General features: G+C 34.6%; 26 protein-coding genes. All 26 read right to left on the bottom strand.

Annotated elements, in window-relative coordinates; genetic code table 11:
• Positions 1-2: 2 nt before the first annotated feature.
• The gene (gene rpmD / locus MPTP_RS00695) at positions 3-182 is read right to left on the bottom strand and encodes a 50S ribosomal protein L30 (RefSeq protein WP_013773084.1); all 180 of its coding nucleotides are present in this window, start codon (positions 180-182) and stop codon (positions 3-5) included.
• 14 nt (positions 183-196) lie between these two features.
• On the bottom strand, positions 197-703 hold the full coding sequence (rpsE, locus tag MPTP_RS00690; RefSeq protein ID WP_041363309.1) for a 30S ribosomal protein S5: 507 nt from the start codon (positions 701-703) through the stop codon (positions 197-199).
• Between the two features lie 22 nt (positions 704-725).
• Positions 726-1,082 (bottom strand): 50S ribosomal protein L18, encoded by a 357-nt coding sequence (gene rplR, locus MPTP_RS00685; RefSeq protein ID WP_013773082.1) that lies wholly within the window; start codon positions 1,080-1,082, stop codon positions 726-728.
• Positions 1,083-1,148: 66 nt separating this feature from the next.
• Positions 1,149-1,685: a 50S ribosomal protein L6 gene (rplF, locus tag MPTP_RS00680; protein WP_013773081.1), complete on the bottom strand. Its 537-nt coding sequence runs from the start codon at positions 1,683-1,685 to the stop codon at positions 1,149-1,151.
• Between the two features lie 30 nt (positions 1,686-1,715).
• The gene (rpsH, locus tag MPTP_RS00675; RefSeq protein WP_013773080.1) at positions 1,716-2,114 is read right to left on the bottom strand and encodes a 30S ribosomal protein S8; all 399 of its coding nucleotides are present in this window, start codon (positions 2,112-2,114) and stop codon (positions 1,716-1,718) included.
• Between the two features lie 30 nt (positions 2,115-2,144).
• Positions 2,145-2,330 carry a type Z 30S ribosomal protein S14 gene (locus MPTP_RS00670; RefSeq protein WP_013773079.1) on the bottom strand — a complete coding sequence of 62 codons (186 nt, stop codon included), beginning with the start codon at positions 2,328-2,330 and terminating at the stop codon, positions 2,145-2,147.
• 18 nt (positions 2,331-2,348) lie between these two features.
• On the bottom strand, positions 2,349-2,888 hold the full coding sequence (gene rplE, locus MPTP_RS00665) for a 50S ribosomal protein L5 (protein WP_013773078.1): 540 nt from the start codon (positions 2,886-2,888) through the stop codon (positions 2,349-2,351).
• Positions 2,889-2,914: 26 nt separating this feature from the next.
• On the bottom strand, positions 2,915-3,226 hold the full coding sequence (gene rplX, locus MPTP_RS00660) for a 50S ribosomal protein L24 (protein WP_013773077.1): 312 nt from the start codon (positions 3,224-3,226) through the stop codon (positions 2,915-2,917).
• Positions 3,227-3,260: 34 nt separating this feature from the next.
• Positions 3,261-3,629, bottom strand: a complete 369-nt coding sequence (gene rplN / locus MPTP_RS00655) for a 50S ribosomal protein L14 (protein ID WP_013773076.1) — start codon at positions 3,627-3,629, stop codon at positions 3,261-3,263.
• Between the two features lie 58 nt (positions 3,630-3,687).
• On the bottom strand, positions 3,688-3,954 hold the full coding sequence (rpsQ, locus tag MPTP_RS00650; protein WP_013773075.1) for a 30S ribosomal protein S17: 267 nt from the start codon (positions 3,952-3,954) through the stop codon (positions 3,688-3,690).
• Between the two features lie 23 nt (positions 3,955-3,977).
• Complete coding sequence (gene rpmC, locus MPTP_RS00645) at positions 3,978-4,169, bottom strand: 50S ribosomal protein L29 (RefSeq protein ID WP_013773074.1); 192 nt, start codon at positions 4,167-4,169, stop codon at positions 3,978-3,980.
• Positions 4,159-4,593 carry a 50S ribosomal protein L16 gene (rplP, locus tag MPTP_RS00640; protein WP_013773073.1) on the bottom strand — a complete coding sequence of 145 codons (435 nt, stop codon included), beginning with the start codon at positions 4,591-4,593 and terminating at the stop codon, positions 4,159-4,161. The genes rpmC and rplP overlap by 11 nt, the downstream gene beginning before the upstream one ends.
• A 2-nt stretch (positions 4,594-4,595) precedes the next feature.
• The gene (gene rpsC / locus MPTP_RS00635; protein WP_013773072.1) at positions 4,596-5,252 is read right to left on the bottom strand and encodes a 30S ribosomal protein S3; all 657 of its coding nucleotides are present in this window, start codon (positions 5,250-5,252) and stop codon (positions 4,596-4,598) included.
• A gap of 14 nt (positions 5,253-5,266) precedes the next feature.
• Positions 5,267-5,614: a 50S ribosomal protein L22 gene (gene rplV, locus MPTP_RS00630; RefSeq protein WP_013773071.1), complete on the bottom strand. Its 348-nt coding sequence runs from the start codon at positions 5,612-5,614 to the stop codon at positions 5,267-5,269.
• A 20-nt stretch (positions 5,615-5,634) separates the two neighbouring features.
• The gene (gene rpsS / locus MPTP_RS00625) at positions 5,635-5,913 is read right to left on the bottom strand and encodes a 30S ribosomal protein S19 (RefSeq protein WP_013773070.1); all 279 of its coding nucleotides are present in this window, start codon (positions 5,911-5,913) and stop codon (positions 5,635-5,637) included.
• Between the two features lie 39 nt (positions 5,914-5,952).
• A complete protein-coding gene (gene rplB, locus MPTP_RS00620; RefSeq protein WP_013773069.1) occupies positions 5,953-6,783 on the bottom strand; it encodes a 50S ribosomal protein L2 in 831 nt (276 codons plus the stop codon).
• Positions 6,784-6,822: 39 nt separating this feature from the next.
• Positions 6,823-7,113 (bottom strand): 50S ribosomal protein L23, encoded by a 291-nt coding sequence (gene rplW, locus MPTP_RS00615; protein WP_013773068.1) that lies wholly within the window; start codon positions 7,111-7,113, stop codon positions 6,823-6,825.
• Positions 7,113-7,736 carry a 50S ribosomal protein L4 gene (rplD, locus tag MPTP_RS00610; protein ID WP_013773067.1) on the bottom strand — a complete coding sequence of 208 codons (624 nt, stop codon included), beginning with the start codon at positions 7,734-7,736 and terminating at the stop codon, positions 7,113-7,115. The genes rplW and rplD overlap by 1 nt, the downstream gene beginning before the upstream one ends.
• Before the next feature lie 23 nt (positions 7,737-7,759).
• On the bottom strand, positions 7,760-8,389 hold the full coding sequence (gene rplC, locus MPTP_RS00605; RefSeq protein WP_013773066.1) for a 50S ribosomal protein L3: 630 nt from the start codon (positions 8,387-8,389) through the stop codon (positions 7,760-7,762).
• 24 nt (positions 8,390-8,413) lie between these two features.
• Positions 8,414-8,722, bottom strand: a complete 309-nt coding sequence (gene rpsJ / locus MPTP_RS00600; protein ID WP_013773065.1) for a 30S ribosomal protein S10 — start codon at positions 8,720-8,722, stop codon at positions 8,414-8,416.
• Positions 8,723-9,104: 382 nt separating this feature from the next.
• A complete protein-coding gene (locus MPTP_RS00595; RefSeq protein ID WP_013773064.1) occupies positions 9,105-9,389 on the bottom strand; it encodes a hypothetical protein in 285 nt (94 codons plus the stop codon).
• A gap of 171 nt (positions 9,390-9,560) precedes the next feature.
• Positions 9,561-9,779: a YdbC family protein gene (locus tag MPTP_RS00590; RefSeq protein WP_013773063.1), complete on the bottom strand. Its 219-nt coding sequence runs from the start codon at positions 9,777-9,779 to the stop codon at positions 9,561-9,563.
• 225 nt (positions 9,780-10,004) lie between these two features.
• Positions 10,005-10,583 carry a CDP-diacylglycerol--glycerol-3-phosphate 3-phosphatidyltransferase gene (gene pgsA / locus MPTP_RS00585; protein WP_013773062.1) on the bottom strand — a complete coding sequence of 193 codons (579 nt, stop codon included), beginning with the start codon at positions 10,581-10,583 and terminating at the stop codon, positions 10,005-10,007.
• 106 nt (positions 10,584-10,689) lie between these two features.
• Positions 10,690-11,577, bottom strand: coding sequence for a helix-turn-helix domain-containing protein (locus MPTP_RS00580; protein ID WP_013773061.1), 888 nt, complete (start codon positions 11,575-11,577; stop codon positions 10,690-10,692).
• 311 nt (positions 11,578-11,888) lie between these two features.
• Positions 11,889-13,187, bottom strand: a complete 1,299-nt coding sequence (yfmH, locus tag MPTP_RS00575) for an EF-P 5-aminopentanol modification-associated protein YfmH (RefSeq protein WP_013773060.1) — start codon at positions 13,185-13,187, stop codon at positions 11,889-11,891.
• Positions 13,180-14,448 (bottom strand): EF-P 5-aminopentanol modification-associated protein YfmF, encoded by a 1,269-nt coding sequence (gene yfmF / locus MPTP_RS00570; protein ID WP_013773059.1) that lies wholly within the window; start codon positions 14,446-14,448, stop codon positions 13,180-13,182. Before yfmF ends, yfmH begins: the two co-directional genes overlap by 8 nt.
• Between the last annotated feature and the right edge of the window lie 134 nt (positions 14,449-14,582).

The raw sequence follows: 14,582 nt of genomic DNA, 5'->3' as shown, positions 1-14,582 counted from the left end.
CATTAAATTTCTTCTACGTCCACTAAATGCGCAACAGTTTTAACCATACCTTTGATTGCATCATTGGCAGGTTTTGTCACTGTACTATTTATTTTTCCAAGTCCCAATGTTTTTATGGTTTGACGTTGGTTTTGAGGACGTCCGATAACACTGCGTTTTAAAGTAATTTTTAATTCAGCCATGCTTTTAGTCCTCCTTATCCAATTAATTCTTCTATAGACTTGCCACGAAGTGCTGCTACATTCTCAGCTCTTTTTAATTGTTTTAATCCATCAATAGTCGCACGAACCACATTGATTGGTGTATTTGAACCCAATGATTTAGAAGTAATATCTGCTACACCAGCTAATTCCAATACAGCACGAACTGGTCCGCCAGCAGCAACTCCTGAACCGGCTACAGCAGGTTTCATAAGGATTTGTCCGCCACCAAAGATTCCAATTACTTCATGAGGAATAGTAGAACCAACCATTGGAACTTCTATTAGATTTTTCTTTGCATCTTCAATTGCTTTACGAATTGCTTCTGGTACTTCTTGCGCTTTACCAGTCCCAAAACCAACATGACCATTTCTATCGCCAACAACAACTAAAGCAGCAAAACGTAAACGACGTCCACCTTTAACAACTTTAGTTACACGATTAATGGCAACAACACGGTCTTCTAATTCCAAGTTTTTTGGATCAATATAAGTATAAGCCATCACGTATGGTGTTCCCTCCTTTTTAGAATTCTAGCCCATTTTCACGAGCTGCTTCGGCTAAAGCTTGTACGCGACCATGGTAAAGATAGCCACCACGATCAAAGACTACTTTTTTAATTTTTTTATCTGCAGCACGTTTAGCAATTAATTCACCAACAGAAGCTGCTTTTTCAGTTTTTGTTTCACCTGTAATTTCCTTATCTAAGGCAGAGGCACTTGCTAGCGTCACACCCGCTACGTCATCAATAATTTGAGCGTAGATGTTTTTATTAGAACGAAACACGTTCAAGCGTGGGCACTCAGCAGTACCAGAGATTTTGTTACGTACACGTTGATGTCTTTTTTGACGTGTTTTATTTTTATCTGGTTTTATTATCACAATAGTCACCTCTTTAATTTATGCTGAATATTCAGCTTTTTATACCCATTCATTTATAAGAATGGTTTATTTTCCAGTTTTACCTTCTTTACGGCGTACATATTCACCAACATAGCGAATTCCTTTGCCTTTATAAGGTTCTGGTGGACGAATACCACGAATTTTAGCAGCTAATTCGCCAATTTGTTCTTTATTAATTCCTTTAACAATTACTTGCGTATTTGAAGGAACCTCAACAGTAATACCTGCAGGTGGTACAATTTCTACTGGATGAGAGTAACCAACGTTTAATGTTAATTTATTTCCCTGAACCTGGGCACGATATCCTACCCCAATAAGTTCAAGAGCTTTTTCAAATCCAGTACTAACACCTACAACCATATTGTTAAAATTGGCACGAGTAGTACCGTGAATAGTTTTCATTTCTTTACTATCGTTAGGACGTGTAAATACAACTTCTTTTCCATCAATATTCATTTTAATATCACTAGAAAATTCACGTGTTAATTCACCTTTTGGTCCCTTAACAGTTATGTTGTTTCCTTTTTGGGTAACTTCTACTCCATCAGGTAAAACAACAATTTTATTTCCAATACGACTCACTTAGAGACACCTCCTTGTGTATTCTTTGAATTACCATACGTAGGCAAGCACTTCGCCGCCAATATTTTTTGATCTAGCTTCTTTATCAGTAATAACACCTTCAGAGGTTGAAATAAGAGCAATTCCTAAGCCATTTAGGACTTTAGGCACCTCATCAGCTTTAACATAAGCACGTAATCCTGGTTTAGAAATACGTTTCAAGTTAGTAATAACACGTTCGTTGTCTTTACCATATTTCAGAAAAACACGAATAACGCCTTGTTTGTCATCTTGAATGTATTCAACATCGCGAATAAATCCTTCACGTTTCAAGATTTCCGCAATATCACGTTTGATTTTTGATGCAGGAGCTTCTAAACTCTCATGTTTAACCATATTTGCATTACGAATACGAGTTAGAAAATCTGCAATTGGGTCTGTCATAGACATTAACTGTTTACCTCCTTTATGCGAATTATTTTACCAGCTAGCTTTCTTCACGCCGGGAATCTGACCTTTAAAGGCAAGTTCGCGGAAGCAAATACGGCAAAGATGAAATTTACGATACACTGAACGTGGACGTCCACAACGTTCACAACGTGTATGATTTTGTGTTGAATATTTTGCTGGGCGTTCACTTTTAATAATTTTTGATTGTTTAGCCAAGTAGTTCGCCTCCTTTTGTTATTTTTGGAACGGCATACCTAGTTGTGCCAATAGCTCACGAGATTCTTCATCCGTGTTCGCTGTTGTAACAATAACAATATCCATTCCTCGTACCTTATCTACTAAATCATAATCAACTTCTGGGAAAATTAATTGTTCTTTAACACCTAGAGTATAGTTTCCTCTACCATCAAAAGATTTTGTACTTACTCCGTGGAAGTCACGTACACGAGGTAGAGAAACAGTTACTAATTTATCAAAAAATTCATACATTCTTTCGCCACGTAATGTAACTTTTGCACCAATTGGCATTCCTTCACGCAAACGGAAGCCCGCGATTGATTTTTTAGCCTTTGTAATTAGTGGTTTTTGTCCACTGATTAAAGCTAATTCTTCAACTGCTTTATCTAAATTTTTAGCGTTAGATACAGCATCACCTACACCCATATTTATAACGATTTTTTCAATCTTTGGTGTTTGCATAATAGAACTATAATTAAATTTTTCCATTAAAGCTGGCATGATTTCATTTACATATTTTTCTTTCAGGCGGTTCATTCAATAAGTCCCCCTTCCTTGTTGTATTATTTATCTAAAGCTTCACCTGTTTTTTTAGAAATGCGGACTTTCTTTCCATCAATTTCTTTATACGCAACTTTTGTTGCTTCACCATTTGAAGGATCAATCACCATTACATTAGAAACATGAATTGGTGCTTCTACTTCAAGAATGCCACCTTGTGGCGCTGATTGTGTAGGTTTTTGATGTTTTTTCATCATATTAACACCTTCAACAATCACTTTTTCGTTTTTAGGAAACGCTGATAACACAACGCCTTCTTTGTTTTTATCTTTTCCAGTGATAATTTTTACTTTATCGCCTTTTTTAACAAACATCTTTGTTTCGCACCTCCTTTGGCAAGTGTCTCGGTTATAATACTTCTGGTGATAGAGAAACGATCTTCATGAAATTGTTTTCTCTTAATTCGCGTGCAACTGGTCCAAAAATACGAGTTCCACGTGGACTTTTATCATCACGGACAATCACCGCAGCATTTTCATCAAATTTAATATAAGAACCATCTGAGCGACGAGCACCAGATTTTGTACGAACGATAACGGCTTTCACTACTTCGCCTTTTTTAACAACACCGCCTGGTGTTGCTTGTTTGACAGTAGCTACAATGACGTCACCAATGTTAGCAGTTTTACGACCAGATCCTCCAAGGACTTTGATCGTCAAAATTTCACGTGCACCTGAATTATCAGCGACTTTTAAACGGCTTTCTGCTTGGATCACGTTGTGTATCCTCCTTTCAGATTCTAAGCTTCAATCTATATAGGAAAATCTCGTTTTGTTAGATAATAATTGCTTCTTCGACTACCTCTAGTAAACGGAAACGTTTTGTAGCTGACAATGGACGAGTTTCCATGATTCTAACGATGTCACCAACTTTTGCAGTGTTGTTTTCATCATGTGCTTTATACTTCTTTGAATATTTTAGACGTTTACCATAGATAGGATGATTTTTCTTTGTTTCAACAACGACTGTAATTGTCTTGTCCATTTTATCTGAAATCACACGACCTTGATAAATTTTACGATTATTTCTTTCTTCAGTCATACGTATTTAGCCTCCCTCCATTATTAGTTAGCTTCTTGTTCACGCAAGACAGTTTTAATGCGTGCAATCGATCGACGTACTTCTTTAATACGTGCCGTATTTTCTAGCTGGCCTGTTGCTAATTGGAATCTCAAATTAAACAATTCTTCTTTTAATTGTTTTTCTTTATCAAGCATTTCGGTAGTGGTTAATTCTCTGATTTCTTTAACTTTCATTCGATTCACCACCCATTTCCTCACGTTTTACGATTTTAGTTTTGATAGGTAATTTATGAGATGCAAGGCGAAGTGCTTCACGTGCAACTTCCTCAGAAACACCAGCAACTTCAAACATTATTTTGCCACGTTTGACTGGGGATACCCATCCTTCAGGTGCTCCTTTACCTTTACCCATACGAACACCAATAGCTTTACTCGTATATGATTTATGAGGGAAAATTTTAATCCATACTTTTCCGCCACGCTTCATATAACGAGTCATCGCGATACGAGCAGCTTCAATTTGTCGGTTAGTAATCCAATGGGAATCCAAGGCTTGTAAACCCCATTCACCAAAAGTTACTTCTTTTCCACCTTTAGCTTCCCCCCGCATTTTTCCTCTGAACTCACGACGGTGTTTCACACGTTTAGGTACTAACATGATTATTTCCCTCCTTTCTCAGTGTTTGTTTTCGTTGGTAAAATTTCACCACGATAAATCCACACCTTAACTCCTAATTGTCCATAAGTTGTTTCTGCTTCTTCCCATGCGTAATCAATATCTGCACGCAATGTATGAAGTGGAACTGTTCCTTCTGAATAACCTTCTTTACGTGCAATGTCTGCACCATTTAAACGACCGGATACTTGTGTTTTAATTCCCTTAGCGCCAGCACGCATTGTACGTTGAATGGCTTGTTTTTGTGCCCGACGAAAAGCAACACGATTTTCTAGTTGACGTGCAATTCCTTCGCCTACTAATTTAGCGTCTAAATCTGGTTTTTTGATTTCAACAATATTAATGTGAACTCGTTTACCAGTTAATTTGTTTAATTCTTTTCTTAAATTCTCAACTTCAGATCCGCCTTTACCGATTACCATACCTGGCTTTGCTGTATGAATTGAAATATCAATGCGATTTGCAGCACGTTCAATTTCAATTGTAGATACAGCAGCATCAGCAAGTTTTTTTGAGATAAATGTACGGATTTTTAAATCTTCATGCAGGAATTCAGCATATTCTTTTTCAGCATACCATTTTGTATCCCAATCACGAATAATGCCAACACGCATTCCAACTGGATTTACTTTTTGACCCACTGATTTGTCCCTCCTTATTTTTCTGATACGACAACTGTGATGTGACTTGTACGTTTGTTGATTGGTGAAGCTGAACCTTTTGCACGTGGACGGAAACGTTTCATCGTTGGTCCTTCGTTAACAAAAGCTTCAGATACGACTAAATTCTCAACATCTAAGTCAAAGTTGTTTTCTGCATTTGCTACTGCAGACATTAGAACTTTTTCAATAATTTCAGCTGATTTATTCGGCGTAAATTTCAAAATTGAAATTGCATCTGCAACGCTTTTCCCTCTAACAAGATCGATCACTAAACGGGCTTTACGAGGTGAAGTACGAACAGTTTTTGCAGTTGCTTTAGCTGATGTAATTTGTTCTGGCATTTGCATTTCCTCCCCTCAAATTAGCGTCTCGTTTTCTTATCGTCACTAGCATGACCACGATAAGTTCTTGTTGGTGCAAATTCACCTAATTTATGTCCGACCATGTCTTCTTGAATATAAACAGGCACATGTTTTCTACCATCATGTACAGCAATGGTATATCCAACAAAACTTGGAAAAATAGTTGAACGGCGAGACCAAGTTTTGATCACTTTTTTCTTTTCAACACCTTGTTGCGCTTCAACTTTTTTTAATAGATGTTCATCAGCAAAAGGTCCCTTTTTTAAACTACGTCCCATGGTAAACCTCCTCTCAAATTATAAAACTATATAAATAGATTACTTCGTACGACGACGAACAATAAGTTTATTTGATTTTGCTTTTTTATTACGTGTTTTGTAGCCAATAGCTGGTTGTCCCCATGGAGAAACAGGAGCCTTACGTCCAATTGGTGCTTTACCTTCACCACCACCGTGTGGGTGATCGTTTGGATTCATTACACTACCACGAACAGTTGGACGTTTGTGCATCCAACGAGAACGACCTGCTTTACCAATGTTGATTAATTCATGTTGTTCATTGCCAACTGCCCCAATTGTTGCTCGGCAAGTAGCTAAAATCATGCGAACTTCACCAGAATTTAAACGAATTAATACGTATTTCCCTTCCTTACCAAGTACTTGTGCACTTGTTCCAGCAGAACGAATTAATTGACCGCCTTTTCCTGGTTTCATTTCAATATTATGAATAACTGTACCGACTGGAATATTTTCTAGAGGAAGTGCATTCCCAACTTTAATATCCGCATTGGCACCAGAAACAACATTCATGCCTACTTGTAATCCTTTTGGTGCTAAAATATAAGCTTTCACTCCATCTTCATAGTGAATTAAAGCAATGTTAGCCGAACGATTTGGATCATATTCAATTGATTTAACAAGCGCATTGATATTATCTTTATTACGTTTGAAATCAATGATTCGATATTGACGTTTATGACCACCACCTTGATGACGAACTGTAATACGACCATTATTGTTACGACCAGCATTGTTTTTCAATGGTTGTAACAATGTTTTTTCTGGGGTTGAAGTAGTGATTTCAGCAAAATCAGAACTTGTCATATTACGACGGCCATTTGTGGTCGGTTTGTATTTTTTAATCGCCACGTCTTTTCCCTCCTACTTTGATGATTACTTAATTAATACTTATTCAGCATTTTCAAAAAGTTGAATTTCTTTTGAATCTTCTGTTAGTGTTACGATTGCTTTACGACGTTTTCTTGTATAACCAGTATATTTACCCATACGTTTGAATTTTGGACGTATGTTCATAATGTTTACATTTTTCACTTTCACATCAAAAGCAGCTTCAACGGCTTGTTTTACTAATGTTTTGTTCGCATGTGTGTCTACTTCGAAAGAGTATTTCTTGTCATCCATTGCAAGCATGGATTTTTCTGTAATCATTGGGCGTTTAATAATATCTAGTAAATTCATTATACAAGCACCTCCTCAATTTGAGTAAGAGCAGTTTGTGTTGCCACCAATTTATTGGCAGATACGATATCTAAAACACTGACATTTTTAGAAGTTGCAACTGAAACATTTGGCAAGTTACGTGCAGATAATGCTGCATTATCATTGCCATCTTCTAAAATAATTAATACTTTTGTATCAATAGATAAGTTTGCAAGAACTTGTTTAAATTCTTTCGTTTTTGGTGTTTCAAAATTTAAGCTTTCTACTGCTACTAAGTTATTATCAGCAACTTTTTCTGATAAAACAGATTTCATTGCTAAACGACGAACTTTTCTAGGTAATTTGTAACTATAAGAACGTGGTGTTGGTCCAAAGACAACGCCACCGCCACGCCATTGTGGTGATCGGATTGAGCCTTGACGTGCACGGCCAGTTCCTTTTTGACGCCATGGTTTACGTCCACCGCCACGAACTGCACTACGATTTTTTACTGCATGTGTTCCCTGTCTTAATGAAGCACGTTGCATAATAATTGCATCATAAACAACATTTTGATTTGGATCAATTCCAAAAATGTCTTCATTTAATGTCATTTCTCCATTTTTTGTTCCGTCTTGTTTGAATAATGCTATTTTTGGCATTTCTTAGTTCCTCCTTCCTTCTACTATTTTGCTTTAACAGCTGATTTAATAGTAATTAATGATTTTTTAGCTCCAGGAACATTTCCTTTAATTAAAATTACGTTTCTTTGTACATCTACCTTAACAATTTCCAAATTTTGAATTGTTACTCGGTTGCCACCCATACGGCCAGCAAGATGTTTATTTTTAAATACACGGTTTGGTGCAACTGGACCCATTGACCCAGGACGACGATGGTAACGAGATCCATGTGCCATTGGCCCACGGCTTTGTCCATGACGTTTTATTACGCCTTGGAATCCTTTACCTTTTGTAGTTCCTGTAATATCAACGATGTCGCCAGCTTGGAAAACATCTACCTTAATTTCTTGTCCTACTTTATATTCTCCTAGCTCAACATCTTTGAATTCTCTAATGAAGCGCTTAGGAGTCGTGTTTGCTTTTGAAACATGACCTTTCGCAGGTTTGTTTGATAAAATCTCACGCATATCTTGGTAACCGACTTGAATTGCTTCATAGCCGTCTGATTCCATTGTTTTTAACTGTAATACTACATTTGGAGTAGCTTCAACAACAGTTACTGGAATTAATTCACCAGATTCAGTGAAGATTTGAGTCATTCCCACTTTTTTCCCTAAGATTCCTTTGGTCATGAGTACACCTCCATCATCTTAATTTTATAATTTAATTTCAATATTTACACCAGATGGTAAGTCAAGCTTCATCAAAGCATCAACTGTTTTTGGTGTTGGGTTCACAATGTCGATTAGACGTTTATGTGTACGTATTTCAAACTGATCACGTGCGTCTTTGTGTACATGTGGTCCACGTATAACTGTATAAAGTGAACGTTCTGTTGGTAAAGGAATTGGACCAGATACACTAGCTCCAGTTCTCTTTGCTGTTTCCACAATTTTATCCGCAGATTGATCTAAAATACGATGTTCATACGCTTTTAAACGAATACGAATCTTTTGTTTTGCCATCTTTATTTCCCTCCTTCGCCTATTTTGAAAGTAGACATGGCTCACCGAAAATTTCCAACACACTTGCTCGTGGCAAAGCGTCCAGGCGTGTCGCAACCTCTCGTTTCATCGCCGATAAATCAATTACTTGATTTACCAGTACTTTTTACGCATCTTGTAAATCGTACCTTTGCCATTATAGTATAATTTCACCTGAATAGCAAGTTTTTTTCGTATAAATCCGTTTAAATCATAGAAGAAATAGCTCATCTATTAAAAATCCAATCCGCCTATTTTTTATTCTAAAAAATTTTTTCATTTTTTCATTTAACCCAATGAAAAAGCAATTTTGATTTCTAGAAATCAAAATTGCCAATGACTAAAATAATTTTTATATGAACACTTAAAATCCCATATTAGATAATGTGGTGACAACACCCATGATCTCATCATGTCTCTTTATTTGTTTTTCTGTTGGACTATCAATTTTTTGTATATCAATACGAACGATATATCTTCTATTCATAACCACAAAAACATCTGTATTAACAGCAACTCTTAATTCATTTTCATCGTAAGCATCACACGCATCTTGCCAAACAGAATAGGTGTCTTTATTTGAAGCTACCCCTCTTTTAATAATTGTTCGACCACTTAACTCTTGAAAAGTTACATCATAATAATCCATTTGCCAAATACCTCTTTTTTCTATTTAATTTAACAAGAATAACAACATTTTTTATTTTAATTAACAAATTATTTCTCAATTGAAAATTTTATATCTACTTATAAAAATAATACTAATTTCCTAAGTTTAAAGAGTCACCGAAATAATTAACTATTGACAGGGCTGCATGGTTTACATGGTTTTAATCACTTTAGATAATTCGTCAAATTCTTCATTTGTTAATGTGATTCCCTTACCCATCTTTTCATGATTTGATGCCCAATCTCTAATATCAAATTTTGGTGGACGTTCATTCCAACTAATCAAATTTAATTCTTTACGCCAACCCTTGGCGTTTTCTGATAGAACTGTAATCTCTTCTAATATTTCATACGAAAATTCTTTAGCCAATCTGGTCACCCACCTTTTTGCTTTATTTATTCTTTATTTTTATTATAATCGTTTTAACGACTTACTAATAATAAAAAGGAAAACAATCCATACCAATAACCTTTACCATCACCCTGTCTCTATCAATATACACAACAAAATATAAAAAAGATGAATTCTTTATCTATTCAGCTACTCAGCTACCATTATTGGTCTATATTTTTTAGTCAGTTGATCCATTAAAAACTACATAGATCCTTTAAATATAGTAGCGTTTTTAACAAAATAATAAACACCAGAATAAATAGTAAATAATAGACAAAGATATAACATGATTTGATCTAAAGGAAAAGAAATAAAGGAAAAAGGAATATTATTAATCAATAACAAAATAATAGCAATCATTTGAGTAGCTGTTTTTACCTTTCCAGGCCAGGCTGCCGCCATTACTTCTCTATGTTCTACTAAAAGTAAACGTAATCCTGTTACAGATAATTCACGACAAACAATAATTGAAATGATCCATGCAGGTACTTTTCCCTGCCCAACAAGCATAATAAAAGCAGTCATAACTAACATTTTATCTGCTAATGGATCAGCAAATTTACCAAAGTTTGTAATCAAACCACGTGAACGAGCGATCTTTCCATCTAGCCAATCTGTAATACTAGCAATTGCAAAAATAAGAGCACTAATAATTTGCATTATAGCAATCGTGGTATTTCCAACTGTTAAGGTTCCAAAGAATGTTGAGAAGCTCATCGTTACAATAAATACTGGAATTAGGCAAATTCGAAGTACAGTTAGTTTATTCGGTAAATTCAATTTTTTACCTCCCTCTTTTTTGTCTATTTTACGTTATCTTAAACGAACTGTCACTACTAAAAAAATGAAAAACATGAGTATTTCTTTACCCATGCTTTTCATTTTTTTAATTTTTATAAGCAATTGTAGCAATAATATTTTTTTGGACCAAAACAGGTGTTTGTGCAATCGATATTTCTTGATCATTTAGATGAACATTCACATTATTTGAAGCGCCTAAAACAATCGTTGCATTAGATGCCGAAGCTGGTAGTTCAGTTGCCTGTTTCTCATTACTTTGTAAGGTGTGTTGATAAACATAGGCGCCATTAACCATTATGCCTACCCAACAAGGACCACTTTTTCCACTAAATTCTACCTTTACTGGTGAAGTAGTATTTGTCACATTGACATTCATCGATCTATTTGTTTCATTTGTTGTTTCTATTTTTGTTTTTTGTTCTTTACTAGAACTCGTACTTGCGCTTGAGCTTGTTGAAGAGGCAGCTGCTTTTTCCCGGCTTTTACTTTTAGCAATTGAAGCACTTGCACTGTCATTCACATTGATGCTTGATGTTGTCTGGATAATAGAATCATTTTGATGATCTTGCCAAGTAACATAAAGAACTATAATTAGGATTGCTGCACCAATTAAAGAGAAAGTAACAGCTGGTAGATTTCGCAATAACCAACTATTTGGTTGTTCTTTCTCATGATGTTGAATCCTAGACTCGTCTAAAGGTTGGTAGGTTTCTTTTGATTCCTGCTTTTCTAGTTGTGTTTTTTTGCCATCATAAATATCGACAAGTTCCTCTCCATTCATCTCTATCGCCTCAGCATACTGACGAATGAATGCTCGAACATAAAATTTACCTGGTATGATATTAAAATCATTTTCCTCGATTGCTATTAAATAACGTTTTTGTATTTTGGTGATTTGTTGCAATTCATCAAGTGTGATGTTTTTTTGCAATCTTTTTTCTTTAAGTATTTCTCCAATATTTACACTGATCACTCGTCCATCTTCTCCAGTCTTTCTAAATTTAATTTATTAAAAAGTAAATTGAAGTACCTATACATCAATTATGATAGAATTTATCAAAATAAATGATACAACCTATATTTTTTAAAAACAACAAAATAAAAGTGATTAACAAATTCGTTCAACTTTAATCCTTAGTTTATTAAAAATAAAAGGAAAATACCAGTACTAGTTTTTTAATTTAAATGAATCTTGATAAATTTATAATTATTTAACTAAGTCATAACTGCTTAATGAGCATTTATTCAATTTTTAATGATTTGAAATAAATATAATTCTATTCTTTATGCCTCTTTTTTAGGATAGATATAAAAGCGACTCAATCTATCTTTTTGAAAAAATTTAGTTGTTATTAGAATATCTTGTAATTGAATACTTTCAATAATGGCTATTTTGTCAAAAAGAATTTTATCATCTAGAATAAATTGTGAAAATTGATTAGCAATATACTCTAATGAATTCAATGATTGCAGATATTTTCCAATCATTTTTCGTTTTACTAGCATAAGATTAGTTTCAGTTATCTCTGGACTATTAGCAGCTTGAAGTAGAATTTCTTCCATTCTTTGTGCCAGTTTTTCTGGATAATCACTATCGCCACCGACAACAGCAAAATGAAAGCCACGATCTAAGTTAAACTCATAGCTAAAACTATCATCAAGCAGACCTTGGTCATATAAAGCTAAATAATTTTTTGAAGTATTTCCTAATAAGAGTTGCAAAAGCAGCTCAATCATTAGTTGATATTTCATTTTTGCTCGGCTTTCTTTTGGAACCTCTTTATCTATTCCTTTAATACCAAGCAACACTTTTGGCCGAACTACAGGCAAAGTTACTTGCCTTTCTTGAATAATGTCAGAGATGCTATCCTTAGGGAAATGACGTTTTATCGGCATAGAGCGAGCAAATGGCTTTGTTGCCTGATTTTCATAAATTAATGCCATTAAACCATCTGGATCGATATTGCCAACGACGACAAGTTTCATATTGCTTGGATGATAAAATGTATTATAGCAAGTATATAAATCTTCTGCAGTAATCTCTCTAATACTTTCAATAGTGCCAGCAATATCAATATGGAGGGGATGATTTGGATACAAATTTTCAATCATCCCAAAAAATAAGCGCCAATCTGGATCATCTTGATACATTTGTATTTCTTGTCCAATAATTCCCTTTTCCTTTTCAACCGTTTCTTTTGTAAAATAAGGAGACTGCACAAAATCAAGCAATGTGGTCAAATTAAGTTTTACTTGGTCTGTTGTTGAAAATAGGTAGCTTGTTTTTGTAGAACTGGTAAAAGCATTGGCAGATGCTCCCTGACTACCAAATTTCTGAAAAACATCTCCTTCTTCTTTTTCAAACATTTTATGCTCAAGAAAATGTGCAATGCCGTCTGGTACTTTGATAAATTCGGATTTATTTAAAGGAGTAAAATCATTATCAATAGAACCATAGTTTGTAGTAAATAAGGCATAGGTTTTATGAAAATCTTGTTTAGGAATCAAATAAACGGTCAATCCATTTTCCAAAACCTCTGTATATACTGTTTCATTGATTTGTTCATACGTCAATTTATGCATCTTCCTCAACTCCTTCCAAGAAGAAAATGGCTTGCAATTGAATAAGTGAAGCAACCTTTTGAATTTCTTCAATCGTTACTGCTTCCATTCTACGAATTTGTTCATCTATTGATAAATAGTTGGTAAATAATTTTTTTAAATAATTATTTTCAAAAATAGCTTGTACATTATCAAGCGATGATAAATATTGGTTTTTAAGCATAGCCTTTGTTTGTTCCATCTCTAGTGGACTGATTTTACCTAACCGAATATTTTCCAATTCTTCAGCAATTAAATGTAAAACTTTCTCACGATTGTTTCGATCAATACCTGTTTGAATTGTCAAATAACCACGAAAAGTATCAATAGAACTAGAAACATAATAAGCCAAGTTTTCTTTTTCACGAACATTCATAAATAACTTAGAATGTGGAAAGCCACCAAAAATACCATTAAATACCTGAAGGGCGAAATAGAATTCACTGCCGTAATAGATACCCGTATGATAGCCTAGATTCAATTTAGATTGGGCCAATACTTCTTGCTCAGAACGTTCTTTGATTAAATTATTATCAGACTGATAATAGAAAATATCATTATTCTCCGTTTTTCTATCTTCAAATGGCAAATCCTTAAAAAGCGATACAGCTTGGTCTTCAGTTACATCTCCTGTTATAAAAATTTCAATTGGATCATTCATTATTAACTGAGAATAGTATTTAGCCATACTTTCTGCTGTTTCCATTTCTAAGTCTTCTAAAGTTCCAAAGCTCGGAATTTGTTGACTAGCCGATTGATCAAAGTAAAGCTGTTGAAGTGCAAGAGCCGCATGAACTTGCTTATCCTCGTTAACACTTTTAAAATAAGCAGCTAAGTTTTTCTTTTCTCGCTGAAATGTTTCTTGTTCGAAAGCTTGATTTACAATATTTGGGAAAAAAAGAATTTCTTTTAGAAAATCTACCGAATCAGCAAAAATTTGATTATCATTCATTAAGTAACGTCCATTGGGAATTGTCATTGATACGTTGAGCCAATGATGATTGCCTTTTTTAGACGTATAGATACTAAAATTCGCACCGTATAATTCTGCAATCTTTTCACTTATTTTTACCTGATCAGGATAGTGTAAGCTATTTGTTTCGAGTAAGCTTGATAGTAATGTACGCTTTGTAATTGTTTTTTTGCATAATCGAGTAACAGAGCGAATAAGGATATGTAGTGTTTTATATTTTTTTGTGGGGACTACCTGTAAATTTACACCTTTTGCTAATTCAATAGTCACGTAATACTCACTCCCTATCTTTTTATTTAATGAAGCTTAAAAGTGATTGCTGCTCTGATCGTTAGCTCCAATTATTCTTTTGATCTCTTCCTGTTCATTATAACATAGTTTCCTAATTTTCTTTCTATTACGAC

It is taken from the genome of Melissococcus plutonius ATCC 35311 (assembly GCF_000270185.1).
GTDB classification, from domain to species: Bacteria; Bacillota; Bacilli; order Lactobacillales; family Enterococcaceae; genus Melissococcus; species Melissococcus plutonius.
This window is presented reverse-complemented; position numbering and strand designations above follow the sequence as displayed.

Bases quoted from the DNA above. Each gene is read 5' to 3' on its own strand.
- rpmD (WP_013773084.1), bottom strand. From the start codon at position 182: ATGGCTGAATTAAAAATTACTTTAAAACGCAGTGTTATCGGACGTCCT.
- rpsE (WP_041363309.1), bottom strand. From the start codon at position 703: ATGGCTTATACTTATATTGATCCAAAAAACTTGGAATTAGAAGACCGT.
- rpsH (WP_013773080.1), bottom strand. From the start codon at position 2,114: ATGTCTATGACAGACCCAATTGCAGATTTTCTAACTCGTATTCGTAAT.
- rplE (WP_013773078.1), bottom strand. From the start codon at position 2,888: ATGAACCGCCTGAAAGAAAAATATGTAAATGAAATCATGCCAGCTTTA.
- rplX (WP_013773077.1), bottom strand. From the start codon at position 3,226: ATGTTTGTTAAAAAAGGCGATAAAGTAAAAATTATCACTGGAAAAGAT.
- rpsQ (WP_013773075.1), bottom strand. From the start codon at position 3,954: ATGACTGAAGAAAGAAATAATCGTAAAATTTATCAAGGTCGTGTGATT.
- rpmC (WP_013773074.1), bottom strand. From the start codon at position 4,169: ATGAAAGTTAAAGAAATCAGAGAATTAACCACTACCGAAATGCTTGAT.
- rplP (WP_013773073.1), bottom strand. From the start codon at position 4,593: ATGTTAGTACCTAAACGTGTGAAACACCGTCGTGAGTTCAGAGGAAAA.
- rplV (WP_013773071.1), bottom strand. From the start codon at position 5,614: ATGCCAGAACAAATTACATCAGCTAAAGCAACTGCAAAAACTGTTCGT.
- rpsS (WP_013773070.1), bottom strand. From the start codon at position 5,913: ATGGGACGTAGTTTAAAAAAGGGACCTTTTGCTGATGAACATCTATTA.
- rplW (WP_013773068.1), bottom strand. From the start codon at position 7,113: ATGAATTTACTAGATATTATTAAACGCCCAATGATTACAGAAAAATCC.
- rplD (WP_013773067.1), bottom strand. From the start codon at position 7,736: ATGCCAAAAATAGCATTATTCAAACAAGACGGAACAAAAAATGGAGAA.
- rplC (WP_013773066.1), bottom strand. From the start codon at position 8,389: ATGACCAAAGGAATCTTAGGGAAAAAAGTGGGAATGACTCAAATCTTC.
- rpsJ (WP_013773065.1), bottom strand. From the start codon at position 8,722: ATGGCAAAACAAAAGATTCGTATTCGTTTAAAAGCGTATGAACATCGT.
- MPTP_RS00595 (WP_013773064.1), bottom strand. From the start codon at position 9,389: ATGGATTATTATGATGTAACTTTTCAAGAGTTAAGTGGTCGAACAATT.
- yfmH (WP_013773060.1), bottom strand. From the start codon at position 13,187: ATGCATAAATTGACGTATGAACAAATCAATGAAACAGTATATACAGAG.